A 23,410-nucleotide genomic window follows, 5' to 3' on the forward strand; every position below is an offset into this window, starting at 1 on the left:
CACGTGGAGGGGTTCCCGAGCGGCCAAAGGGATCAGACTGTAAATCTGACGGCTCTGCCTTCGAAGGTTCGAATCCTTCTCCCTCCACCATTTCCCTGATTGCAATGGCTGAATACAATTTGCTTTGCCCCTGTGGAGGGGTTCCCGAGCGGCCAAAGGGATCAGACTGTAAATCTGACGGCTCTGCCTTCGAAGGTTCGAATCCTTCTCCCTCCACCATCATTCAAGAAAACCCGGCCTAGCGCCGGGTTTTCGCTTTCTGCCATTCTCATCACATTTTTCCGGCCTTGTCAGATCTGACAGTTGCAATTGCATCCCATCTTGCTCATCGTGGCATTATCGACATCAGAGTGTTCACATCATGTTTGAAGTCTGGGACGAGCATGGTCACGCCACCGGTCTGACACTGCAGGCGCTCAAAGTCAGAATCAGCAACGACTATCAGGGCGATCTGATGGTGCGCTACAGCAACAAGCTGGGACTCCCCACGACCCTCTTTCTGACCATTCATCAGGGCGTTGCCTATCAACGCTTCAAAGCGGGCTCGCCAAAACTGGATTGGGAATGGCTGGCCACTGCAGGCAATGGCCACAGCCCCCGCAATTTTATGAGCGAACAGTTCCCCTTACTCCAGCTCTCCCTCGATAACTGAATGCCCCTCTCTTTCGCTCAATAACGTCAATTCATCGATGATTTGCTGTAATTGGGCACGAAAGCGTGTCAGCTCATCGGTACAAGCTGGCGATCCAAACTGACGGATTTTTTCTTCCAATCGCCATGCCTGTTCAGCCAATTCCGGCGCCATCATCATGCTGATGGTCCCCGCCTGACGATGCACCCAATTGGCCAATGCATTGTCATCAAGTGGCTCCTGCACCATCGACTGTTCAAGCTCCTGGCGAAATAGTGGAAACATCTGCTGCAACTTGTCACCATGACCAAAAAATGCCTCCATAGCTGCAATATCAATCAAGGTTGGCGCGGGTAAGATCTGCCACTTCTGCAACATCTGATGCAGAGCATCCAGCAGCACCGGTTTGCCCAACAGATCGTCCATGCCCGCGGCAAAACAGCGCTGAGCCTGCTCTGGCAAAACATTGGCCGTCATGGCGATGATCAGCTGCCGCTCGCCTTTCTCTGCAGCCCGTATTCTGCGGGTAAACTCGTAACCATCCATCACCGGCATCTGACAGTCACAGAGCACCAGCTCATAGGGATGCTGCGCGACCATCTCGAGAGCCTGCTGGCCATGCTCTGCCACATCGCAGTTCATCCCAAGTTGCCTGAGCTGGCGTATCACCAGCGACTGGTTGAGGGGATTATCCTCCACCAGCAATACCCGGCAGGGCTGCATGGGTGCGCTCTTTCGCATCGCTTTCGTTGCCGTCCCATCGCTCAAGCCAAGCTGGCGATAGCAAACTTCCCGCACCGCATGCCAGGTCATGGGATTGCTGTTGAGGATGTAACCCTCCTCATCACAACGATAACCGAGAGGGGTTGCCAGCGGCAGAACCCAGATGAGCCCGTTGCCCGCCAACTCATGGTCTGTGAAACGCAAATGAGCATCACCAGACTCCAACGTTCGTGTTACCCCCAAGGCATCAAGATGCAACAGCAGGGTGTGGCACAGCTTCTCGTCATGGAGATCGATATGGGCTTGCACGCCATTGAGACGGAGATCCGGCTCTCGCTGTGCCAGCACTGGCAACGTGACCGTCAGGCTGATGAAAGTGCCCAGCCCAGGGGCACTCTCCAGCCGGATCTCGCCACCCATCAAGGTGGCCAGGGTCTGGCAGATACTCAGGCCCAAGCCGGTACCACCATAACTGCGGGTGGTGGAGCTCTCTGCCTGTTCAAAGGCATTGAAGATCCGGCCAAGCGCCTCTGGGCTCATACCGATGCCGCTGTCGCGCACACCGAAGCACAATTGCTGTTGCCCCTCCCCCTGCGACAGCAGTTGCACCGAGATCTCGATAAAGCCCCGCTCGGTAAATTTGATGGCATTGCTGACAAAGTTGAAGAGGATCTGGCGCAGACGCAGCGCATCACCACTAACCCGAGCCGCCACACCGGCATCCGCCCAGAGATAGACGCGCAATCCCTTGCGATGTACTTCGCTCACCGTCATGGTCAGCACGCTGTCAAGCAGCTCCCGGACAAGAAACGGCGCTTCTTCGAGTTGCATCTTGCCTGCCTCCAGCTTGGCGAAGTCAAGCACGTTGTCGATCAGCGCATGCAATCCCTGGGCACCGCGGTTGATAACCTCAACCATCTGGCGCTGATCCTGGGTCAATTCGGTAAAAGTGAGCTGTTCCGCCATACCGATAATGCCATTCATAGGCGTGCGAATTTCGTGGCTCATGGTGGCCAGAAACTCCCCTTTCTGGGTGGCGGCAGACTCTGCTTTGGCCTTGGCTCTGGCCAATGCAGCCTCAACCTGATGACGACGAACTATCTCCTGACGCAGCCGCCAGTAAGCCACCGACAACACCAGAATAAAGAGCGTGATTGCCACCCCGGCGGGCAGCAGGGTACGCACCAGTTTCGCTCTGGGGATACCTTCGCTGTAATTGAGCGCCAGCCAGCTGTTGCGTATCTGGCGCTTCTCCTTGTCGCTCATGCTGGCAAGCACGCGGTTGGTCAAGGGCAGCAAGGGGACGTAAGGCTCACGTACTGCAACGGCCAACTCATCCTTGAAGGGGGTGGGTGCGGCAATATGAAGTCGGTCATCAAACTGTTCGGTGATAAGACGGGAAACCACCACCAGATTGCCGATATAGGCATCCCCCTGCCCTGCTGCAACCCGGGCGAGCCCCTCGCCAGCACTCTTGGTCGTGATCAGTTTAAGGTCAGGCACCATTGCCCTCAGCTGGGGGATCAGCATACTGTCGGTCAGCAACAGCTTTTTACCAGCCAGATCAGAGAGATCCCCGATCGGAATACTACCGCGCGCCGTCACCAGCACCATCGGGAATGATGCGAAGGGTTCGCTGGCATGCCAACCCACCAGCCGCTCGATAATGCGAGCGGGTAATACCGCCAGGTCGACTTCGTGATGCAGCAGTTGCTGTTGCAGGTCAGGCCAATCCTTTACCGATATTCGGCTGTAAGCCAACCCTAACTTCTCTTGCAACACCTTCAGATAATCCGCTATCAAGCCGACCGAGTTGCCCTCCTCATCGAGATGGGAGAAGGGCACCCAGCCGGGGATCAACCCCAGCTTGAGCGGTGGCAGCATCGAGAGCCAGCCACGCTCATCAGGACGCAGTAAAAAATGACTGTGCCCCATAAAGTTGGGCTCCAGGCTCTCCCCCAACCAGCGTTTCTCCAGTTCACTGCGCGCCTCGACCGTTAGCGACTGAATGGCAGTATCAAGCCGGATAGCAAGAGTGTGTTTCTGGCTGGCGACGCCAAGATGCAGGGTTTCCATCAACAAGGGAGACTGGGCAACCACCGCCAACGCCGGGTGACTCTCGATAAACAGATTGGCCACATGAAGGTTGCCGATGTAGGCATCTGCCCGACCTTGCTCAACCGCCAGCAATGCACGGTGCGTATCGACAAAAAGTCGCGGTGTGACATTGGGATAGTGCAGCTTGACCAGCTTCTCGGTCAGAAAGCCTTTTTCGATAGCAATGCTGGCGGACTGCAACCGGCTCACATCCCGAAACAGGGGGCTGTCCTGACGAACCACCACCACGGTCGGCGATGTGTAGTAAGGCAGGCTATAGGTGACACACTGACGCACCTCAGAATTAAATGCATCGAGCAGGATATCCAGCTTGCCACGGCAGGCATCGGCATACATGGTTTTCCAGTCAGGGTAGACCTGCCAGGCAATCCGGTAGTCAAGCTTTTTGGCTATTTCCTCCATCAATTCAACACTGAAGCCAGCGGCGACCTTGCCGTCCCACTGCTGGAATGGTCCCCATCCGCCAGCCAATATGCCCACTTCAATCGTTGGTACAGAATGTACCTCCGCCGAAAATACGGAAGGCGTCAAGGAAAAAACAGCGACAATAATTATGAATCGTTTGATTAATGACATAAGCAAACAATACATAGACATAACGATTCACATATATTTGTCAAAAGATATATGCTCCTAAAAAAATGGGGTGCGCACGGTAGTATAGAAATGTTAGCTTTGGTAGCCTGAATATTACTCACCGTTTTATAAGAGGCTCATCCATGTCCTTCAAGATTATTCTTGCTGATGACCACCCCTTGATTCTGACCGGGATCCGTAGCCTGATTGACCAGATAACACCCCATTGTGAAGTGATCGCCGAGGCATATCAGGTATCTGACTTGCTGAAATTATTGCAACAGCATCATTGTGATCTGTTGATCACTGATTTCAGCATGCCGGGAGATATCCGCTGTGATGGACTGGTGATGATCCAGCAGTTGCGTCGGGATTATCCAAACCTGCCCATTATTGTGCTGACCCAGATCCAGAACAGCGCCATCTTGCAATCTCTTATTCAGGTTGGGGTCAACGGTCTGATACTGAAAAAATCGGTTATCAATGAACTGGCCGATGCCATTCGCCAGATATTGCTCGGTCATCGCTATATTGGTCCTGCGGTAAAAATACTGCTGGCCAATGCCGGAATCTCTGCCCAAGGCGAACCCCACCCGCTTACACCAAAGGAGAGCGAAGTGGTGCGCCTACTTGCCAGCGGCATGTCCGTCACTCAGGTTGCCGACTATCTTCATCGCAGTGTCAAAACCATCAGCACCCAGAAAAAGAGTGCTATGACTCGACTGGGTATTAGCAGCGATAGCGCCCTCTTTGACTATGCCAAAAGCAGCGGACTCTATTAATCAATAGCCGCATCAAATATCAGGGTAACATCACCTTTAAAGGAGGAGCCAGGGTATTTCATCATCTCGGCGACCGTCCCACCCACAATCTGAAATCGAATCGCTCTGGCAGCATTGATAACCGGAATTCCCTGTACAGGAAGTACAAATCTGGTTTTATTTGTAGTCAACAGAAATATTTCATTTATGCTGTTAACATAGTGCGTTTTTAAAGGCACTGTTCGCCCCTTGCTATCTTTTAATGCGCACTCGCCATTAGTAGACCATTGATATTGGCAACGCAGTGAGACAGTAAATGGGGCACTAAACCATATTCGAAAAGGAAGATCTTGCTGCAATATGCTTGGCTCTCGCTTTCCACTATGAATCCAATTACTCCACCCACCTGGTGGCAATAAGGTTACTTGGCTATGGCCATCGCTATCTCCTTTGGGAAAATCAACTTTCAATTGATGACGGACTGTCAGTGTAAATTTAAGTTCATGCTCTGTTCCCCCAGAATAAGTTGCATCACCCAGGTCAATATCCTTATTACGCCCCACCATTATTTTTAAACTACCGGTATACTTTCCGTTTGACATAGTCAATGGATTAGGTGCTTTGATACGAAAGCCATAATTCAGCCAATCGACAGAGTATGATGTTCCATCACCAAGTTGGCTATTGTGATAGCACTCAGACGCACCATTTTGAGCTAAATCATTAATAGAATATAAAAAAAGTTGCCCAGTTACTACAGACCCGAACCACCCCCAAGTACTAAAGCTTTGATAGCAATCACCACCAATAGTATGCATGGGCCATCTATTATTATTGACAATTGGATACTCCATTTTTATTACCTTGGCACCTATATTGGTTGGAATAAACACCAATTCATGGTGTTCTCCATTGTTGCTGTTCGTCAACGTCACTTTTTTAGGACCAGAAAGTCGATAGTAACTTAGGTAGTTCTGTTTACCCTTCGCCGAATTTATTGTTTTTGCTATCGACACTGGGAGTTTTACTATAACCGATGACTCTAGCGGCTTCTGTGGGTCACAATAAGAAATCGGTTGACCGACATCGCACGGAGTGGTGTTGATAAAACGCCCACCACTCACTTCATAGCTCTCAGGTTTATAGTCTGCAGTAATATTAATCACATCAGCCAAAGAAGAGTGACTAAACATCAGTAGAACTAATATTTTAATGGTTTTCATTTTTTACAGTCACACCTGGTGAACATATTAACTCTCCCAATATAATAATCTCCGATGCCTCCGTACGGCTCTGCACTCCTGATGAGTTGTTGCAATGGAGGGTACCATTGTGTTCCACGCTAAATTGCGGCTGTCGTCGGCTCGCTTCCAGCGCAAAGAAGCCATCATTTTCGGTAAATGCCCGCCCTATAGGGTTACTGACCATGGCACCACGCAGCGGCTGGCTTTGCTCGTCCAGCAGGCGACCAATCACAGTAACGGTGCTCACAGCATTCACCTGGCCATAACCCACCCCGCCGCGATTAAGATGGTAGGGGAGCACGGTGGGCTTGATGGTGAGTGATGTCCCTTCGTGATCGGCCATCTCCAGTTGCAAGGCGCCACTTTGCAAGGCTGGCACCGAGACCAGATGGCGACCGGGTCCCAGAGTCTGTAGGCTGCCGTGATCATCGCTGACCTGGATACGTGCCGCCTCATCGTCGGCGTCGATATCGAGGATCATCGCAGCCTCATTGCCCATACCGCCCATCTCTCGAGAACCGAGCGCCAGCTCCCCCTCCCGCCCCAGTGCCACTACGCTCTCCAGATTGATACCGCCAGTCACCTGTTCGTTATAGGAGGAGTGCTGGGCAAACAGGTCCCCTCCCAACCAGGGCGATGCAAAACGGCCATATCCGGATAGACCGGTACCATAGCTGTCGTGGGTGCTGCCGACGCTGACCTGACGAAGCGGCCCCCAATCCACCTCCTGCTGGTAGTTGAGATAGGCGCTGCGCTGGGCACCGCCCGAGCGTGAGGTATTGCTGCCCAGCCCCAGCGACAACTGGCGATCCTCTCCCCCCAAGTTGATAGTGAGACTCAGCGTGCTACCGCGATCCCGCTGTTGCGCTGTGCTCTCGCTGCCGGGGCGATCGAACAAGGTCACCCCCCAGGTCACCCAACGCCCCCAAAGCCGGTCACTGTAGTGCCATCCCACATCAGCGCCGTTGCCGCGGCCAGACTGGTGAGAAACATAGATACCGAGGGAGCCCCACTTTTCCAGCGACTGCTGCAGTGACAGGCTGGACACCGCACTCGCCTCCCCCTGCTTGCGCAGATTAAGCGAATGGCTGGCCACCAGACTGCTGTTGCCATGCCAGTAGATCCCCTGCAGATCGTAACCCCACCCCATGCCGACACTCTGGTTGAGGGAGGCAAAGCCGTGAAGCTGACTGGTCGCCTCCCAATCAAGCGAGAGGGAGTGCTGGGCACGCTTATCCACATACTGGCTACCCGCCCCCACTACCAGCGAGGGAAGCAACAGGTGGTTCACCGCTACGCCGCCACTGGCGCCTTCCAGATCGCTATCTCCCTGCCGCACCAGCCAGCGGGTCTGACGCCCGGCAAAGAGGTTGAAGCGCCACGGCTCCTCCGGCGTCTGCCAGTTGGAGGGTTTGTAGATCATCTCGCGCCAACGACGGGTCTCCTGACCATCCTCCAGCAGCCGCAGCTCTACCTCGTAGATACCGCCGGGAAGCGATCGGGTATCAAGCGCCTGCAGACCGGATACGACCGGCTGGGACTGGATCAGGTTGCCGTCCCGATAGATCTCCACCATGCCCGGTCGTGCCGGTGCCACCTGGATCGGCGCCAGACTGGGCACCCCGCGTTCCCGACGTAGCAGATCCGAGCTGCCCCACATCACGCCAAGCACTGTGGGCGTCGCACCACTGTAGTAGTTGGGTTGACGCACCAACCCCTGCGCCGAGGGAAAGAAGAAGCCGAGACGATAAAAATTGGCCTCATGGAGCCGTTCTCCATAGACCTGAGCCATCCCGAGATCAGTTGGCCCACCCTCTTGCCAGGTGGCATCCCCCTCCATAAAAGGGGTCCACTGTCCCCAGCTGCCCTCCAGCTGCAGGTTGTAGTGACCGTTGCGCTGAGTGCCCTGCACCAGGTTCAGCTGGTTCTGGATCAGCAACCCCTTGCTCTCTTGAGGCAATGTCATAAAGCGCTGATCCCGCGCCTCCTGCTCTACCTCACCGGTCAGTACCGAGAGCTGGGACTCCTCCAGACTATATTGCAATCCCACGATACCTTCGGGACAGGCACGGCTGCACTCGCCGAGCGGCAGGTGCGATCCCAACCTGGTCAGCCAGCGTTCACGCGCCCCCTCGTCAAACTCGCTCTCCTGCACATCCACCAGTGAAAGCAGCTGTACCGAGTTATCCCGCCCGAGCAGCACTTCCCCATCCCCCAGCAGGCGACCGTCGACGGTCACCCGCACCATCAGGGGAACACCAAAAAAGTGCGCTTCAAACCCTTCTGGCAACTGCCGCGCCTGTTGCAGCAACAGTGCCGGGTCTGCCGCCGCCAGTGAGGCAAAGAGCAACGACCCGAGCAAGAGAAGAAGAGAACGAACCATGAAGTGCAACCTGAATGCCTGGAATATCAATTAAAGGGGGCCTGATGACCCCCACATACTCATGTCAGCTGCCTTGAGCAGGCGGTGCCTCCGATTCAAACATCATGCTGACAATCCCCTGATAGTTGCCGGGTTTGTAGCCACCGGTTGGCGCCGCGGCCGGAATAATCTCCAGCCCTACCTGTTTGCCAGTATTGGCATCCGCTTGGTTCAGCAAGTCGGCGGATGTAGTGGTCAGCGCAACGCCTGCCACCTTGACCGTCAAGCCGATACTCTCCTTGCCGCTGGCCATGGTGGCGGGATAAACCAGATAACCCTTGATGGGACCAATGGTGCTCTTCATCTCCAGCTGCTTAGCCAAGGGATCCAGCTTTTGGCTAAAGGGGTTGAAGGTCAGTTTCTGTGGGGTACTCATCCAGTCACCCACGGGTTGCACATAAAAGTGTTCGGTCGGGATCTGCGCCGTTACCGTCACCGTATGCTCGATGCGCTCGGCCGCCATCAGCGATCCGCTCGCCAGCAACAGGGCGGGAAAAAGCGATAACATCTTCATAGCCACTCCTTCAGGTGTGATTGTCGTTCTTGTGATATATCGGGATCAGAGCTTGAACTCCCTGAATACCGATTTTTTCCCTTCGATCAGTTCAAAACGAACCGTCCGGGTTGCCTCTTGACTGACCCGCTTTTTAACGCCGGGCAGCAGATGCATCTTCTCCGGTTGACTGCATGAGCTCTCTTTTTGGTCACACAGTTCCAGATAATCGAGAATAACGGTGGCATTGCCCCGGTTCTCCACATAGAGAACACCGTTTTTACGGTCAATCCGGGTGTCATAACGGGTCTCTTTGGGGGCCACAAAGAGAATGGTGCCAAAACCGGTCATGATGCTGACCCCGGCGCTAATTTGTTGCTGTGGTGGTAATTCGGTTATTTCATCGTCCTGTGGTTTGACCGGCACAAAACGCACCCGAAAATAACGTTCTCGCTCCCGCACTCCCATATAGATAAAACGAGTAGCCTGCATACCACCTGCCGGAATAATCAACCGTGATGGACTTGTCACCAGCTGACGAACGCCCTCCTCCGGTAACTCCCGCTCCTTCGGCACGCCATCGGCATCATATATAATTTCGGCCAGCGTTATTTTGACAAAGGCCGTCTCATCACCAAGATTTCTAACCCGCTTGAGCAGCGTAGTTTTTTCTGCCGACATATAGTCATATAAGGTGCCAACGCTAATATCCGGCGATGCCAAGGCATTGCTGCTGAATATAAGCAGCAATACAGTAAAAATCTTATTCATGAATAATTATCACACTGTAAAAACGATAGAGAGTGGTGCCTTCATTCATTGAAGGCTCCGAAAAATATACGAGCTCCATATATGCAGATCGCCAGATGATCATATTTGGCTCAGCGATTCGTCATTGAGGTCAGTCTAGATAATCCATGCACCGGACTTAATCGGAATAATCTGATACTGCCAAAGTATTTTTTCTGCAAACAATCAGACAATTCCTACAGCCAGCTTTCAACATCCTCCCCTATTATCCGAAATCATCTCAGTCAGCAGGGAAGTGACATGTTTGCGTTTAAAGAAGAGTTTCCGGTCGGTGACATGGCATCCCTGATGACAGCGGACATTGCCGTGCCATTTTATCAGCCAATCGTTGACCGTGATCGCCAGATCATCGGCTTTGAGGCGCTGGCCAGACGCTGGGAACCCCGCCAGCAGCGCTATCAGGGAATAGACTTTCCCTCTCTCAGCGATGACGAGTCCCTGCATGTGGATATCGTTATGCTCAGAGCCATTTGGCGTGATCTGCCCGTGCTGGCACGCCATGCTCCTTGCTCCCTCTCGATAAACCTCAACCCCGCTTTTGAGAGCCCTACATATAAGAACCTGCTGTTACTCACTCTCTTGCAGGCCCGCAAGCTGGGTATCGCAATCTGGTTCGAGGTGGTGGAGTACGCCCCGCTAGAGCGCAAGGAGTTGGCCCTGATCGAGGTACTGCGCAGCCACGGTGCCCATATCGCCTGCGATGACTTTGGCACCCAGGAGTGCAATTTTCAGCGAGTGATGGCGCTCCCCTACGAGATCATCAAGCTGGATCGCTCCCTGCTGCTGCAAGCGACCAAGAGTAGCCATGCCTTGCGCATGCTGACCGGACTGGTGGAGTACCTGCAGCGACTCGGCATGAAGGTGGTGTGCGAAGGGGTGGAAAACCAGACCCATATCGAGATTGCCGATCAGCTCGGCTGTGACTATCAACAGGGTTACGCCTACGCCATGCCCTCCCCCCTCTTCCGTTGGGCCTGAGCGGCGGTTTCATTTCGGCATCCTATCGGCTCGCGCAGCCAACAATGTCCTGCCAAATTGCATGATGACGTGGGGACGAGTACAATCTCGCACCCCGAATATCCGGCGTATCTTCTTTAGATAACCCCGGATATGCCGTCATCGGGTCGCGCTGCATTGAGCCTCCTCTCTGAGAGCTTCTTGCACCGCAACTCAACCACTACGATGCCATCAGGTGGCATCGTCCTGATTTGCAATCAGATATAAAGAGTCCGCCATGTTTAAACCAGAATTGCTCTCCCCCGCAGGTTCCCTCAAGAACATGCGTTACGCCTACGCCTATGGCGCCGATGCCGTCTATGCCGGTCAGCCCCGCTACAGCCTGCGGGTGCGCAACAACGAATTCGATCACGAAAACCTGCAGCTGGGCATCAACGAAGCCCATGCGCTGGGCAAGCAGTTCTATGTGGTGGCCAACATCCAGCCCCACAACTCCAAGCTCAAAACCTTTATCCGCGACATGCGCCCTGTGGTGGAGATGAAGCCCGATGCGCTGATCATGTCCGACCCCGGTCTTATCATGATGATGCGTGAAGCCTTCCCGGATATGCCCATTCACCTCTCGGTGCAGGCCAACGCGGTCAACTGGGCCACGGTGAAGTTCTGGCATCAAATGGGCCTGACCCGCGCCATCCTCTCCCGCGAGCTGTCGCTGGACGAGATCGAAGAGATCCGCATGCAGGTACCGGAGATGGAGCTGGAAGTGTTCGTTCACGGCGCGCTGTGCATGGCCTACTCCGGCCGCTGCCTGCTCTCCGGCTACATCAACAAGCGTGACCCCAACCAGGGCACCTGCACCAACTCCTGCCGCTGGGAGTATAAGGTGCACGAGGGTAAAGAAGATGACGTGGGCCAGATCGTCCACCGTCAGGAGCCGATCAAAGTGCGTCCGGACAACACGCTAGGCCTTGGCAAACCGACCGATGCGCTGGTTCTGCTGGAAGAGTCCAACCGCCCGGGCGAGTACATGAGCGCGTTCGAAGACGAACACGGCACCTACATCATGAACTCCAAGGACTTGCGCGCCGTCGAGCACGTCGAGCGACTGACCAAGATGGGCGTTCACTCCCTGAAAATCGAAGGGCGCACCAAGTCGTTCTATTACTGCGCCCGTACTGCTCAGGTCTATCGCAAGGCCATCGACGATGCGGTGGCGGGTCGTCCGTTCGACCGCAGCCTGATGGGCACCCTCGAGAATCTGGCCCACCGCGGCTATACCGAGGGCTTCCTGCGCCGTCACAACCACAGCGAATACCAGAACTACGACTACGGCTACTCCGTCTCCGACACCCAGCAGTTTGTCGGCGAGATCACTGGTCGCAAAGGTGACATGGTCGAGGTCGAGGTGAAGAACAAGTTCCTGGTGGGCAACAACCTGGAGCTGATGACCCCGCAGGGCAACGTCCGTTTCAATCTGGAGCAGATGGAGAACCGCAAGGGCGAGCTTATCGATACCGCGCCGGGCAACGGTCACGTGGTCTATGTGCCAGTCCCGAAAGATCTGGATGTGAACTACGGCATTTTGCTGCGCAATCTGGGCGACAGCCAGGATACCCGCAACCCGCACACGGCGGCCTGAAATGGCGCTGCTCATCACCGACAAGTGCATCAACTGTGACATGTGCGATCCCGAGTGCCCCAACCAGGCCATCAGCCTGGGTGAGGAGATCTACGAGATCGACCCCAGTCGCTGCACCGAGTGCGTCGGTCACTATGAGAAGCCGACCTGCATCAGTGTCTGCCCTATCGACTGCATCATCTGGGATCCCGCCCACGTGGAGACCGAAGATCAGCTGATGGAGAAGTTTGTGCGGATGCACAAGCAGTAGCTGATGCACAGACCGTAAAACGAAAAAAAGGCCGAGCAATCGGCCTTTTTTGATCCTGCGTGCAGCGGCTGGGCATCACTTGCCGACCAGCCGGATCAGTTTGTCCAGCTCCCGCTGGGCCTCCAGCATCCTGGTCTGGGACTCCTCCAGCCTGGCCTGTCGCTTGGCAATCTTCTCAGGTTTGCCACTGACTCTCGCCTCCTGCAGCTCGAGCAGGCGCTCATCTACCTCGCCGCGCAGTTTGTTAACCCGCTCTTTCTGCTCCTTGAGCAGACCTTCATCGGTACAGTTGACCTTGATATTGCGCGCGGCCTGTTCCAGCCCGGCAATCTGCCCGGCGTTATTGTGTACTTTGGCAAACACCAGCTGGTCGTTGACGGCCTGCAGACGAGCCTTGCAACCGACCGCCTCACTGCCAAAGGCCTGACCCGCCAACAGCAGCAAGCCGGCTCCCAATACTTTCCACATCTCGATTCATCCGGTCTTGTTTGCGAGCTGACCATAAAAACCTCGATCGGCAGCAGGGTCAAGCAAGCGGGAAAAAGGTGCGACAGAAGTTGTGCAACATCACGCAATTGCCACCCTGTTGGTTCTACAATGGCGCTCTTTCCAATCGGGAGTCTGTTATGAATCAACAAATTGTGGTCATTGCCAACGGTGCCCCCTATGGCAGCGAATCCCTGTTCAACGCCCTGCGTCTCGCTATCGCCCTCAACGAACAGGGTGGTGCCAGCCTGAAGCTGTTCCTGATGTCCGATGCGGTGAGTGCAGCACTGGCCGGTCAGGCTCCGGCCGAAGGGTACAACCTGCGCCAGATGCTGGAGATCCTGCTGGCACAGGGCGTCACCATTCGCCTGTGCAAGACCTGCACCGATGCCCGTGGCATTACCGCCCTGCCGCTGATCGAGGGCATTGAGGTCGGCACCCTGCCGATGCTGGCCCAATGGACGCTGGCTGCCGACAAGGTGCTGACGTTCTGAGCACCCTCTCCGGAACTCTTGCCTCTTTAGCTCTCACCTGACCCTCCATGACCCCCGCCACACGGGGGCATTGCGCACGCAGCCAGCCTCACTGACTACACTATCAGTTGCCACGCCAGCTTGTTTGTCCCACCTCACGGACAGCGTAACGCCCAGTAATAAACCGAGGACGACGATGAATCCGACCGAACAGACCCTGCTTGAGCAGATGAGGATCACCGACTTCGAGATTGCCCATCGCAAGGAGTTATTGCTGCTCAATGAACAGGATGTGGCGCGGCTGGCAAGTTATTGCAGCAAGATAGAACCACGGATCGACGCCCTGGTGGATCGCTTCTACCAGCAGCAGACGGCCATCACCGAAATCGCCCTGTTGATCGGGGATGCTGATACCCTCATACGGTTGCGCACCGCACAACGGCGCTATGTGCTCGATCTCTTCAGCGGCCATTACGATCTGGAGTACGTCAACAACCGGCTGCGGATCGGGCTGGTTCACAAGCGGATCGGGGTCGAACCCAAGCTCTATCTGGCCGCCATCAACACCCTCAAAGCCCTGCTGATCGAGGATATGTTCGAGCAGATCCGCGATGAACCGGAGCGCCTCGTCATGCTGGCCGCACTGGACAAACTCTTTCTGTTCGACATCACTCTGGTCTTCGAAACCTACATTCGCAGTCTGGTGTCGGAAATAGAGTCATCCAGAGAGAAGTCGGAGAACTATGCCAAGAGTCTGGAGCAGAAAGTACGCGAGCGTACCAAGCAACTGGAGGAGCTGAACCGCACCGATGCCCTGACCGGATTGCTCAACGTTCGCCACCTCAACGAGCTGTTGCTGCTAAGCCTGCGCACCTGTCAGCGCCGTGCCGAACCCATGGCCATCGCCTATCTCGATATCGACAACTTCAAGAAAATCAACGATACCGAAGGTCACCAGCGCGGAGACGAGATCCTGCGCATCGTCGGCCACTGCATCCGTCAGGTCTTTCGCGCCGAAGACAGCTGCTTTCGTTATGGGGGAGATGAGTTCTGCCTGATCCTGCCCAACTGCAACGAGAGTCAGGCGCGGGATATCTATCTCAAACGATTGATCAACACCGTCAAGGAGCAGCTGGGCGATCTCACCCTCAGTATCGGCATAGTGCAGACCGGGCCGGAGCACTACGACGACGGGCTAAACCTGATCCGGCTCGCCGACGAGAGGATGTACGCAGCCAAGAAGGCGCTCAAAGAGAAGACGCCGGGTAGCACGCACTGAACATTCAGCATCACAGATCCCCGCATTAACCGGGTCAGCTCCGCTCAACCACAGACGTGGCCACTGCGGGACGCTGTACTCTGGCGCCCCACTCGTAAAGCGCAAAAATCGCCACACAAAGCAGCGCCATCAGCACATAGAGCAACTGACCGCTCCACTGCTCGAGGATCCAGCCTCCCAGCAGGGCGCCGGCGGCCCCTCCCAACCCGGCCAGTGCGCTGGCACCAAAGTAGCTACCCTTGAGGTGGGTAGGAGCCATCTGGTCGATCAGCACGTTGAGCAGGGGGAAGAGGATGGTCTCGCCGATGCTGAGCAGCAGCACGGCGCCAAACCAGTGACTGCGCACCATCGGGTCCCCCAGCGCGAAGAGCAGTTGGGCCGCCAGAAAGAGCGCCATGCCGATATGAAGACGCACCCGCACCGGCCAGCGTGACAACAACCGCAGCAGCGGAAACTGCAGCAGCACCACGGTCAGGGCGTTGGTCGCCACCAGCAGAGCAACCAGCTCGGCCACCTGCGGCATACCGGCTCGGGTCAGGTATTGCACCAGCGGCGAGTGAAACTGGGAGTAGACCAGCACCATCAGGAGATTGGCCATCACCAGCAGCAGGAAGGCGCGATCCGCCAGCAACACCTTGATGGCATCCCGCAGTCCGGGGCCAGCAGCACCCGGCTTGCCTGTGCTGCCAGCCCGGCGAAATCCCCAGCCAAAGGCCAGCGCCAGCAGCAAATAGCTCACCACCAGAAACAGGAAGGTCTCCTGCTGGGCGTTGATCCCGAGGGTCACCCCGAGCAGCGGCCCCAGCGCGGCCCCCAGGTTGAGCAGAAAATAGCGCAGGTGCAGTGCCAGCTCCCGCGCCTTGGCCGAGGCCAGACTGTCGGCCATCAACGCCTTGCCGGGGGCATCGATGAGCCCCGACGAGAGGCCGCTGCCCATCACCCCGACTCCGAGCCAGAACACCTCGTGCGAAAAACCGAGCAGGCCGAAACAGAGCATCGCCACCAGACAACCGGCCAGCAGAATGCTGCGCCGCCCGAAGCGATCAGAGAGCCAGCCGCCGTAAAAACTGACCAGGGTAGAGAGGGCCATCGAGCCACCCAGCAACAGGCCGATGAAGGTGGCCGAAAGGTCATACTCCCGATAGAACAGAATGGAGAGGAAGGGCCACACCATATAGTAGCTGGTACGCACCATGAAGGTACCCAGAATGACGATCCAGACCAGCGGGGTAAATTGCCTGAAGGTGCTCCATGACATCGCTATGCTCCATGCCCCGCAGCTCTTACCACAAGATCCTGTCATAAACGGGGAAAGCATTCAGTTGTAACAGAGGGCCTCAATAGAAACAACCCTCGCCAGCAAGGTGCAACCGGATGCAAAAAGGCCAGCCGATGGGCATCGGCTGGCCTTTTTATCGCGGGATTTCCCTCTGGCTAACGCCAGAGAGCCAGGCTTAGCGCCAGGGGCTCTGCTGCCACAGCCGCCCCAATCCGGCTTCCAGCGCCTGCGCGCCCTGCTGCCCCAGCTTCTGGGTCAGGCTTTTTGGCTTGCGATAGCTGATGCCGATCACCTTGTGGTGGCTGGCCTGCGCCAGCAGATAGTCATCACTGGTGCAGAGGGTATCCACCAACCCCAGCCCCTTGGCCTGACTTGCCAGCCAGTGCTCGCCGGTCGTGACCTGATCGATATCGAGTTGCGGGCGGTGTTCGGCCACAAAGGCCTTGAAGCGCTCGTGGATCGCCGCCAGCTCCTCGCGAAACTTCTCGCGCCCCAGATCGTCGTTCTCGCCGAACATGGTGATAGTGCGCTTGTACTGACCGGCAGTGTGCATCTCGAATTCGATATCGTGCTTTTTCAACAACTTGTTGAAGTTCGGCATCTGGGCGATCACCCCGATGGAGCCGACGATGGCAAAGGGGGCAGCCAGGATCTTGTCCGCCACACAGGCCATCATGTAGCCACCGCTCGCCGCCACCTTGTCGATAGCCACGGTGAGCTTGATGTCACGATCGCGCAGTCGCTGCAACTGGGAGGCGGCCAAGCCGTAGCCATGCACCACGCCGCCACCGGATTCGAGCCGCAGCAGTACCTCGTCGCCGGGCTGGGCCACGCCAATCACCGCGCTCACCTCTTCGCGCAGAGAGGCCACCTCTTTGGCATCCATGCTGCCGTTGAAATCGAGCACGAACAGGCGACTGCGCTCATCCCCCGCCTTGGCGCGTTTTTTCTGCTCCTCTTTCTGCTGCTTTTCCATCACCTTGCGCTCGGTCTTGCTGGCGAGCGCGCTCTTGAGCGCAAACTGCCCCTGCTCCAGCTCGCTCGAGAGATCGGTCACCACCAGCTCACCCTTGCGCGCTTTCGGCTGGCGAGTGCTGACGATCATCAGGATGATGGCGCCGATGGCCAGCAGGAAGGTCACTGTCTTGGCCAGAAACAGGCCATATTCGGTCAGAAATGTCACGATGGACTCCAGAATGGATCGGTTTTCGTCACATTCTAGGGAGTTTGGTGGAGGCGCGCAAAAAATCGCAGCCAGTGACCGGAAAAACCAACCCGAGCATCACAACCTCTCTATTTTCTTCACATTTTTCTTGCCGCTGGCTGGTCAAACAGGCGCGCGGATCAGTACACTTGGCGCCGATTGCCATGCACTTATGGCCGGAATTTGTTAACAGGAGTTGTCATGCTCGATTATCAGGCACCCCGCGATCTGCTTAAGGATAAAGTCATTCTGGTCACAGGTGCCGGCGACGGGATCGGCCGCGAAGCCGCCCTCACCTACGCCGCTCACGGTGCCACCGTGATCCTGCTCGGCCGCACCAGCGCCAAACTCGAAGCCGTGTATGACCAGATTGAAGCGGCCGGTTATCCGCTGCCAGCCATCGTGCCGGTGGATCTGAAAGGGGCCACCGCCGCCCACTACCGCGGCATGGCCGAAACCTTCGCCCAGCAGTTTGGCCGCCTCGACGGCGTGCTGTTCAACGCCGGTCTGCTTGGCACCCTCTCTCCGTTTGAACACATTCAGGAGAAGGAGTGGGACGAGGTGATGCAGGTCAACGTCAAATCGGAATTCCTGCTGACCCAGGCGCTGCTGCCGCTGCTACGCCAGACTGCCAAGACGCAGGGCGATGCCTCCATCGTCTACACCTCCTCCAGCGTGGGGCGCAAGGGGCGCGCCTACTGGGGCACCTATGCCATCTCCAAATTCGCCATCGAGGGGATGATGGAAGTGCTGGCCGACGAGCTTGAGAACACCGGTGTGCGGGTCAATACCCTCAATCCGGGCGGCACCCGCACCAAGATGCGCGCCAGCGCCTTCCCGGCGGAAGATCCCATGAACCTCAAGACTCCGGCCGACCTGATGCCGCTCTACCTCTACCTGATGGGGTCGGACAGCCGCGGCAAAACCGGCCAGACCTTTGTGGCTCAGCCAAAATAAACAAGTTGCGTGGCCCAGCCCAAATAAATCAATAAAATACCCAGAGTGTTGTGCGGCAAGGGTTAAATTGAATAGGGGGCACAGGCTCCCTGTTCGAACCACTGACCATCCTATCTCCAATCAGGTTGAACTATGTTTCGTCCCAAGAGCACGTTTGAGCAATGGCGGATCTTTCAGGCGGTGGTCGACTGCGGCGGCTACGCCCAGGCGGCCGAGGCGCTGAACAAGAGCCAGTCCTCCCTCAATCATGCGGTTGCAAAGTTGCAGCAGAGTCTGGGGGTGCCCTTGCTGGAGGTGCGCGGCCGCAAGGCGGTGCTGACGCCGGCGGGCGAGATCTTCCTCAAGCGGGCCCGTCAGTTGAGCCAGCAGGTGGAAGAGCTGGAGAATCTGGCCAACAACCTGGAGCGGCAGTGGGAGCCGCAGATCAACCTCTATGTCTCGGCGCTGCAGCCAAGGGATCGCCTCTATCGGGCGCTGGCCAGCTTCTATCCCCGCAGCCGGGGTTGCCGGGTCAACCTGCACGAACGCATTCACTGCCACTTCAACGCCCTGCAACCGGGGGATCTGATGCTCTCCGAGCACCTGCCCGGCGATCGCACCGGCCTGTTGCTGGACGAGGTGTGCCTGCTGCCCCTCTGCGCCGCCAGCCATCCGCTGGCACAGGAGGAGGGGCCCATCCGCAGCGACGTGCTGACCAGCCACAACCAGATCAGCCTGCATCCCCCCATTCACCGCTCGGTGGACTGGAACGATGCGGATGATACCGGTTGGAAGGCGACCCACTACCACGAAGTGCTCGCCATGCTGCGCCTTGGCCTCGGCTATGCCTGGCTGCCGCGCCATCTGGTAGAGCGGGAGCTGGCGGAAGGTTCGCTCATACAGCTGGATCTGGAGAGCGGCAACGAGCGCCACCTCTACACTTATCTGCTGACCCTCTCCCCCGAATCCCTCGGCCCCGCGACCGAGCTGCTGCTGCGCTGCCTGCGTAACGAGTATCAGGGAGAATCAGCGCCGCTCCCGCACGCCCAGCCCCGGCACGATAAATAACAGCCAGATCCCCCGTCAGACGTTGGGCACCCGCCAGCTGGCGGCCAGTGCTACCAGTGCCAATCCCAACGCCACCATAAAGACCCCGTGGAAACTCCACACCTCCGCCACCACACCGGCGATGGCCCCCGCCATGATGGAGCCGGTGCGGATGCTGTTGGCAAACAGGGTGGTCGCCACCCCGGCTCGCCCCGGCATCAGATCCTGAAAGTAAGACATGCCGATCCCCGCCACGATACCGATGAAGATGGCGTTGAACAGCTGCAAGGCGATCAGGGCGTATTGGTCGGTGAGGGTCACCAGACCTGTGTAAAAGGCCGCGCCAGCCAGCACCGCCAGCAACATCATGGGGCGCTTGCCAAAGCGCGCCGTGTAGTAACCCGCCAGCAGCATGAAGGGGATCTCCAGCGCCGCTGCCGTGCCCATCAGGATACCGGCAAGCTTCTCATCCATCCCGAGCTCGCGAGTGATGTAGAGCGGCATATTGATGAGGTACATGCTGTTGCAGGTCCACATCAGGGTTGAGGCGATAAAGAGCGCCCGCACCGCCGGATCCCGCCAGCTGCTGACCCGCTCTGTCTCTTCGGCCAGCTTGGGCAAAGGGAGAGAGGGGAGCCAGCGCCACACTACCAGCGCACAGAGCAGGTAGGCCAGTGCCGAGGCCAGGTACATCAGCTCGAAACCGTAGCCGATGGCCAGCGCGAAGGCGATGGGCGGGCCTATGACCCAGGCCAGCGAAAACTGGGCCCGCATCACCGAGCTGAACATGTCAGCCCGCCGGTTGCGGCTGTCAGAATACTCCCGCGCCAGCGCAAACAGCTGGGGACTGGCAGTGGCCGCCAGCGCCGCCAGCATGACCCCCAGACTCGCCAGCAGCCAGTAGTTGCGGTTCCAGGCAAACAGCAGGGAGAGCGCCACTCCGGCAAAACAGCAGCGCAGGATCAGTCGCTTGCGATCCCCCTTGTTGTCGGAGCGATGGCCCAGCCACTGGCTGACCAGAATGCCCACCACAGCATTGATGGTATAGAAGAGCCCGACCAGAAAGGGGCGCACCTGCACCTCTTCGGCCAGAAACAGACTTAAGGTAGGCACCTGCAGTGCCACCGCGACGCCGGTCATAAAGGTCACGGCAAGAAATGAAAGAGATACGGGGTCAGGGCGTTTGACCGCCGCTATCGACAAGCTCATAGGGTTACCACTGGTTGGAGGGACGATACGGGCTAACGGGCGGCAGCCGTATGAAAATTCGGCGCCTATCTTATGTCACTATCAAGAGCGGGCTCAAGGATGCATAAGCAGGTGTGCGCCTTGCGAGGGAGGCCGCGACCCCGTAGAGTGAAAGCCCATCCTGCCAGCACAAGGAGTTCGCATGTTTGATTTTGATCAGGAAGTAGACCGCAGTGGCACCATGAGCCTGAAATGGGACAAGTACAAGGGTCAGGATGTGCTGCCCATGTGGGTTGCCGATACCGACTTTGTCTCCCCCCCGTCCGTGATCGAGGCGTTGACCAAACGGGTCGCCCACGGCATTTTCGGCTATTCACGCCCCTCGCCGCGCCTGATCGAACTCATTATCGAACGGATGGCGACCCGCTATGGCTGGGCAATCGAGCCCGAATGGCTGGTGTTCCTGCCGGGCGTGGTGCCGGGGCTCAACCTTGCCTGCAAGGCGTGGAGCCAGCATGGCCGCGGCATCATCACCCCCAAGCCGGTCTACTACCCCTTCCTGCAGGCGCCGGGTTTCAATGATCGTCCCCTGCTCACCGTGCCGATGATTGAGGAAGCAGGTCGCTGGGTGCTGGATCTGGCAGAGCTGGAGCGTCAGGCCCCCGCCGCAGATCTGCTGCTGCTCTGCAACCCCCACAACCCGGGCGGCACCATCTTCACCCGTGACGAGCTGCTGACCATCGATGCCATCTCTGCGCGCCACAATCTGGTGATCTGCTCCGATGAAATCCACTGCGATCTGCTGCTGGATAAAAACGCCCGCCACATTCCCTACGGCGCCATCAGTGCGCAAGCGGCCGAGCGCTGCGCGGTGATGATGGCCCCGAGCAAGACCTTCAATATCGCCGGTCTCTGCTGCTCCTTCGCCATTATCCCCAACGCCCGTCTGCGCTTCAGGCTGCAACAGGCGATGCGCGGCATCAGCGCCGACGTCAACCTGCTGGGCTTTGTCGCCGCCGAAGCGGCCTATGAGGGCGGCGAACAGTGGCTGACCGAGCAGCTCGACTATCTGGCGGCCAATCTGGCCCTGATCCAGCAGGCAGTTGCCCGCTGGCCCGGCGTCAAGCTGGCCAGTCATCAGGCGACGTATCTGGCCTGGATCGATGTGAGCGCCCTTGGCCTTGCCGATCCCATCGCCTTCTTCGAGCAGGCCGGCGTTGGTCTCTCCCCCGGCGCCCAGTTTGGCGACGGTCAGTTTGTGCGGCTCAACTTCGGCTGCCCCAAGGCACGGCTGACCGACGCGCTGGCGCGGATGGAGCGGGCAATCCTCAACAACAAGCCCTGATCAGCCAGCAACGGGATGGGCAAGCCCCATCCCTTTTTCCCTGTGTCATCAGCCAGCGGTCAACTCAGTCAACGGTCAATTATGTCTCTACGGATCTTGCATCACCTTCTGCTCCCACTCTGTGCACTCTCTGCGCTGCTCCCCTTTGGCAGCCAGGCGCTGACTATCGGAACAGGCCCGCTCAACGGGGTCTACTACCCGACCGGTGGCGCCATCTGCCGGGTGCTCAATGCCGGCCATGCCCTGCATGGGGACAGCTGCACTGTGCAGAGCACCCGTGGCTCGATGGCCAACCTCAAGGCACTCGACAAGGGGGACGTACAGCTGGCGCTGGTGCAGTCCGATGTGTTGCACCACGCCCTGCACGGCACCGGCCCCTTCAGCGGGCAGGGGACCAACAATGAGCTGCGCAGCCTGTTTCGCCTCTATCAGGAGTCGTTAACCCTGCTGGCCGCCCCCAATAGCGGCATCACCACCCTGGCAGATATCGAAGGGAAACGGGTCTATCCGGGAAACAAGGGCGCCGGTGAGCAGATCACCAGCCAGGCCCTGATGGCAGCCATGGGATGGCAACCCGGGCAGTTTGCTGCCTATCAGCTCAAATCGGACAGCGAACCGCTGGAAGGGCTGTGCGATGGCTCGCTGGATGCCGCTTTTGTGGTAGCCGGTCACCCCAGTCTGGCGGTCGGCGATCTGATCAGCCGCTGCAAGGTGCGCCTCATCCCCATCGAAGGGGAGCAGATCGACAGGCTGCTCAAACAACACTCCTACTACCAGCGCAGCCGCATCGCCGCCAACCTCTATCCGGGGCAGACCACCGCCATCAACAATATCGGGATGAGTGCCGAACTGGTGGCGCTGGCCAGCCTGCCGGACCCCATCGTCCGAACCGTGCGCGATACCCTGCTGGCCCGGGTCAAACAGTTCAGTCGGCTGCATCCAGCCCTGAGCAAGGTGACCCCCGAGCAGTTGCAGGCGCAAACCGAGCTGCCCCTCCATGCGGGGATGTCGGATCAACCGCCAGCTCCCTTGTCACTGACCCCCGAGCAGTTAACCGCGGAACAGCTGACGCCGGAGCTGTTAACACCAGCGCCATCGGCCTCGGAGGCGGTGCCCACGACAGAGCAGGTGAGTGCCGCCGACGGGATGACAACGCCCATTGAGGCGCCTTCTGACGCGACCGCCACCAGCAGTGCCGCAGTGGCAACAGAAGCAACAGAGGTTAATCCCTTGCCCGAAGAGGCGCTTGAGGTCGCCCCCGAGCTCACTGCTACGCCAACCACCGAGGGTGAGAGCATGGCTCCTTCTGCCGCAGCGTCAACGGTTCCATCACCATCGGCTACCGTGTCGACTCAGTTGCCACAAGGCGCCTCTGCAGCCACTGCGCCGCAAGAGCAGGCAATCCAGCCTGCCAGCAGCGCGGTGACTGGCGAAACCCCACCGCAGGATAAAACCGATACACTGCCCTCCCCTGCCACCAGCGCAGCCACACAGCTGCAACCCTGAATGGTCAGCTCCCACAAATGCATCAGGGCAGCCTCGGCTGCCC

At 57.6% G+C, this 23,410-nt stretch carries 20 protein-coding genes and 2 tRNA genes; 13 read left to right on the forward strand and 9 right to left on the reverse strand.

Translation table 11 applies throughout. The annotated features are described in order from the left end of the window. Positions 1-5 precede the first annotated feature (5 nt). The 3 genes from ACB042_RS07440 (at position 6) to ACB042_RS07450 (ending at position 652) form a co-directional block, all read left to right on the forward strand. Positions 6-90 (forward strand) — tRNA-Tyr (locus ACB042_RS07440). 44 nt (positions 91-134) lie between these two features. Then, a tRNA-Tyr gene (locus tag ACB042_RS07445) sits at positions 135-219 on the forward strand. Positions 220-361: 142 nt separating this feature from the next. Beyond that, positions 362-652, forward strand: a complete 291-nt coding sequence (locus tag ACB042_RS07450; protein ID WP_042082561.1) for a hypothetical protein — start codon at positions 362-364, stop codon at positions 650-652. On the opposite strand, the gene ACB042_RS07455 is transcribed toward ACB042_RS07450, so the two are convergent. Beyond that, entirely contained in the window at positions 626-3,943 is a 3,318-nt protein-coding gene (locus tag ACB042_RS07455) for an ATP-binding protein (RefSeq protein WP_371178158.1), read from the reverse strand. The two genes, ACB042_RS07450 and ACB042_RS07455, sit on opposite strands and share 27 nt — an antisense overlap. Positions 3,944-4,191: 248 nt before the next feature. On the opposite strand from ACB042_RS07455, the gene ACB042_RS07460 reads away from it, so the two are divergent. Then, complete coding sequence (locus tag ACB042_RS07460) at positions 4,192-4,830, forward strand: response regulator (protein ID WP_371178159.1); 639 nt, start codon at positions 4,192-4,194, stop codon at positions 4,828-4,830. On the opposite strand, the gene ACB042_RS07465 is transcribed toward ACB042_RS07460, so the two are convergent. From ACB042_RS07465 to ACB042_RS07480, 4 genes are all read right to left on the reverse strand, one after another. Continuing rightward, positions 4,827-6,032: a hypothetical protein gene (locus ACB042_RS07465; RefSeq protein ID WP_371178160.1), complete on the reverse strand. Its 1,206-nt coding sequence runs from the start codon at positions 6,030-6,032 to the stop codon at positions 4,827-4,829. The genes ACB042_RS07460 and ACB042_RS07465 overlap by 4 nt on opposite strands. Beyond that, positions 6,019-8,436, reverse strand: a complete 2,418-nt coding sequence (locus ACB042_RS07470; protein WP_371178161.1) for a TcfC E-set like domain-containing protein — start codon at positions 8,434-8,436, stop codon at positions 6,019-6,021. Before ACB042_RS07470 ends, ACB042_RS07465 begins: the two co-directional genes overlap by 14 nt. Positions 8,437-8,500: 64 nt before the next feature. Beyond that, complete coding sequence (locus ACB042_RS07475) at positions 8,501-8,989, reverse strand: CS1 type fimbrial major subunit (RefSeq protein ID WP_042082566.1); 489 nt, start codon at positions 8,987-8,989, stop codon at positions 8,501-8,503. 45 nt (positions 8,990-9,034) lie between these two features. After that, a complete protein-coding gene (locus tag ACB042_RS07480; protein ID WP_371178162.1) occupies positions 9,035-9,739 on the reverse strand; it encodes a hypothetical protein in 705 nt (234 codons plus the stop codon). A gap of 279 nt (positions 9,740-10,018) precedes the next feature. Here ACB042_RS07480 and ACB042_RS07485 point away from each other — a divergent pair, with 279 nt between their 5' ends. The 3 genes from ACB042_RS07485 to ACB042_RS07495 all read left to right on the forward strand — a co-directional run bounded on the left by ACB042_RS07485 (position 10,019) and on the right by ACB042_RS07495 (position 12,624). Then, positions 10,019-10,756, forward strand: coding sequence for an EAL domain-containing protein (locus ACB042_RS07485; protein WP_371178163.1), 738 nt, complete (start codon positions 10,019-10,021; stop codon positions 10,754-10,756). A gap of 256 nt (positions 10,757-11,012) precedes the next feature. Beyond that, positions 11,013-12,374 (forward strand): tRNA 5-hydroxyuridine modification protein YegQ, encoded by a 1,362-nt coding sequence (gene yegQ, locus ACB042_RS07490; protein ID WP_005353849.1) that lies wholly within the window; start codon positions 11,013-11,015, stop codon positions 12,372-12,374. Position 12,375: 1 nt separating this feature from the next. After that, entirely contained in the window at positions 12,376-12,624 is a 249-nt protein-coding gene (locus ACB042_RS07495) for a YfhL family 4Fe-4S dicluster ferredoxin (protein WP_371178164.1), read from the forward strand. Between the two features lie 75 nt (positions 12,625-12,699). On the opposite strand, the gene ACB042_RS07500 is transcribed toward ACB042_RS07495, so the two are convergent. Further along, positions 12,700-13,092: a DUF1090 domain-containing protein gene (locus ACB042_RS07500; protein WP_371178165.1), complete on the reverse strand. Its 393-nt coding sequence runs from the start codon at positions 13,090-13,092 to the stop codon at positions 12,700-12,702. A gap of 158 nt (positions 13,093-13,250) precedes the next feature. Between ACB042_RS07500 and ACB042_RS07505 the strand changes: the two genes are divergently transcribed. Further along, entirely contained in the window at positions 13,251-13,604 is a 354-nt protein-coding gene (locus ACB042_RS07505) for a DsrE/DsrF/TusD sulfur relay family protein (RefSeq protein ID WP_005334901.1), read from the forward strand. Between the two features lie 175 nt (positions 13,605-13,779). Beyond that, positions 13,780-14,862 carry a diguanylate cyclase gene (locus ACB042_RS07510; protein WP_371178166.1) on the forward strand — a complete coding sequence of 361 codons (1,083 nt, stop codon included), beginning with the start codon at positions 13,780-13,782 and terminating at the stop codon, positions 14,860-14,862. A gap of 34 nt (positions 14,863-14,896) precedes the next feature. Here the strand turns inward: ACB042_RS07510 and ACB042_RS07515 are convergent, their stop codons facing one another. Then, a complete protein-coding gene (locus tag ACB042_RS07515; RefSeq protein ID WP_371178167.1) occupies positions 14,897-16,120 on the reverse strand; it encodes an MFS transporter in 1,224 nt (407 codons plus the stop codon). Between the two features lie 196 nt (positions 16,121-16,316). Beyond that, positions 16,317-17,324: a protease SohB gene (sohB, locus tag ACB042_RS07520; protein WP_103250804.1), complete on the reverse strand. Its 1,008-nt coding sequence runs from the start codon at positions 17,322-17,324 to the stop codon at positions 16,317-16,319. Between the two features lie 222 nt (positions 17,325-17,546). Between sohB and ACB042_RS07525 the strand changes: the two genes are divergently transcribed. Together ACB042_RS07525 and ACB042_RS07530 are read left to right on the forward strand one after the other, a co-directional pair. Next, positions 17,547-18,302 carry a YciK family oxidoreductase gene (locus ACB042_RS07525; RefSeq protein WP_040069067.1) on the forward strand — a complete coding sequence of 252 codons (756 nt, stop codon included), beginning with the start codon at positions 17,547-17,549 and terminating at the stop codon, positions 18,300-18,302. Positions 18,303-18,434: 132 nt separating this feature from the next. Continuing rightward, positions 18,435-19,349 (forward strand): LysR family transcriptional regulator, encoded by a 915-nt coding sequence (locus ACB042_RS07530; RefSeq protein WP_127005871.1) that lies wholly within the window; start codon positions 18,435-18,437, stop codon positions 19,347-19,349. Between the two features lie 15 nt (positions 19,350-19,364). Here the strand turns inward: ACB042_RS07530 and ACB042_RS07535 are convergent, their stop codons facing one another. Next, positions 19,365-20,537 carry an MFS transporter gene (locus tag ACB042_RS07535; RefSeq protein WP_103250803.1) on the reverse strand — a complete coding sequence of 391 codons (1,173 nt, stop codon included), beginning with the start codon at positions 20,535-20,537 and terminating at the stop codon, positions 19,365-19,367. A gap of 181 nt (positions 20,538-20,718) precedes the next feature. On the opposite strand from ACB042_RS07535, the gene ACB042_RS07540 reads away from it, so the two are divergent. Then, positions 20,719-21,861 (forward strand): MalY/PatB family protein, encoded by a 1,143-nt coding sequence (locus tag ACB042_RS07540; RefSeq protein ID WP_371178168.1) that lies wholly within the window; start codon positions 20,719-20,721, stop codon positions 21,859-21,861. Between the two features lie 81 nt (positions 21,862-21,942). Then, positions 21,943-23,367: a TAXI family TRAP transporter solute-binding subunit gene (locus tag ACB042_RS07545; RefSeq protein WP_371178169.1), complete on the forward strand. Its 1,425-nt coding sequence runs from the start codon at positions 21,943-21,945 to the stop codon at positions 23,365-23,367. Positions 23,368-23,410 lie beyond the last annotated feature (43 nt).

This window comes from Aeromonas sp. S13(2024), from assembly GCF_041402405.1.
Classification (GTDB): domain Bacteria; phylum Pseudomonadota; class Gammaproteobacteria; order Enterobacterales; family Aeromonadaceae; genus Aeromonas; species Aeromonas veronii.

What these genes read in the sequence shown, in the direction of transcription:
- ACB042_RS07475 (WP_042082566.1), bottom strand. Translation starts at nt 8,989, where the DNA reads ATGAAGATGTTATCGCTTTTTCCCGCCCTGTTGCTGGCGAGCGGATCG.
- ACB042_RS07480 (WP_371178162.1), bottom strand. Translation starts at nt 9,739, where the DNA reads ATGAATAAGATTTTTACTGTATTGCTGCTTATATTCAGCAGCAATGCC.
- ACB042_RS07510 (WP_371178166.1), top strand. Translation starts at nt 13,780, where the DNA reads ATGAATCCGACCGAACAGACCCTGCTTGAGCAGATGAGGATCACCGAC.
- ACB042_RS07535 (WP_103250803.1), bottom strand. Translation starts at nt 20,537, where the DNA reads ATGAGCTTGTCGATAGCGGCGGTCAAACGCCCTGACCCCGTATCTCTT.
- ACB042_RS07540 (WP_371178168.1), top strand. Translation starts at nt 20,719, where the DNA reads ATGTTTGATTTTGATCAGGAAGTAGACCGCAGTGGCACCATGAGCCTG.
- yegQ (WP_005353849.1), top strand. Translation starts at nt 11,013, where the DNA reads ATGTTTAAACCAGAATTGCTCTCCCCCGCAGGTTCCCTCAAGAACATG.
- ACB042_RS07530 (WP_127005871.1), top strand. Translation starts at nt 18,435, where the DNA reads ATGTTTCGTCCCAAGAGCACGTTTGAGCAATGGCGGATCTTTCAGGCG.
- ACB042_RS07495 (WP_371178164.1), top strand. Translation starts at nt 12,376, where the DNA reads ATGGCGCTGCTCATCACCGACAAGTGCATCAACTGTGACATGTGCGAT.
- ACB042_RS07460 (WP_371178159.1), top strand. Translation starts at nt 4,192, where the DNA reads ATGTCCTTCAAGATTATTCTTGCTGATGACCACCCCTTGATTCTGACC.
- ACB042_RS07470 (WP_371178161.1), bottom strand. Translation starts at nt 8,436, where the DNA reads ATGGTTCGTTCTCTTCTTCTCTTGCTCGGGTCGTTGCTCTTTGCCTCA.
- ACB042_RS07525 (WP_040069067.1), top strand. Translation starts at nt 17,547, where the DNA reads ATGCTCGATTATCAGGCACCCCGCGATCTGCTTAAGGATAAAGTCATT.
- ACB042_RS07500 (WP_371178165.1), bottom strand. Translation starts at nt 13,092, where the DNA reads ATGTGGAAAGTATTGGGAGCCGGCTTGCTGCTGTTGGCGGGTCAGGCC.
- ACB042_RS07465 (WP_371178160.1), bottom strand. Translation starts at nt 6,032, where the DNA reads ATGAAAACCATTAAAATATTAGTTCTACTGATGTTTAGTCACTCTTCT.
- ACB042_RS07515 (WP_371178167.1), bottom strand. Translation starts at nt 16,120, where the DNA reads ATGTCATGGAGCACCTTCAGGCAATTTACCCCGCTGGTCTGGATCGTC.
- ACB042_RS07485 (WP_371178163.1), top strand. Translation starts at nt 10,019, where the DNA reads ATGTTTGCGTTTAAAGAAGAGTTTCCGGTCGGTGACATGGCATCCCTG.
- ACB042_RS07505 (WP_005334901.1), top strand. Translation starts at nt 13,251, where the DNA reads ATGAATCAACAAATTGTGGTCATTGCCAACGGTGCCCCCTATGGCAGC.
- ACB042_RS07545 (WP_371178169.1), top strand. Translation starts at nt 21,943, where the DNA reads ATGTCTCTACGGATCTTGCATCACCTTCTGCTCCCACTCTGTGCACTC.
- ACB042_RS07450 (WP_042082561.1), top strand. Translation starts at nt 362, where the DNA reads ATGTTTGAAGTCTGGGACGAGCATGGTCACGCCACCGGTCTGACACTG.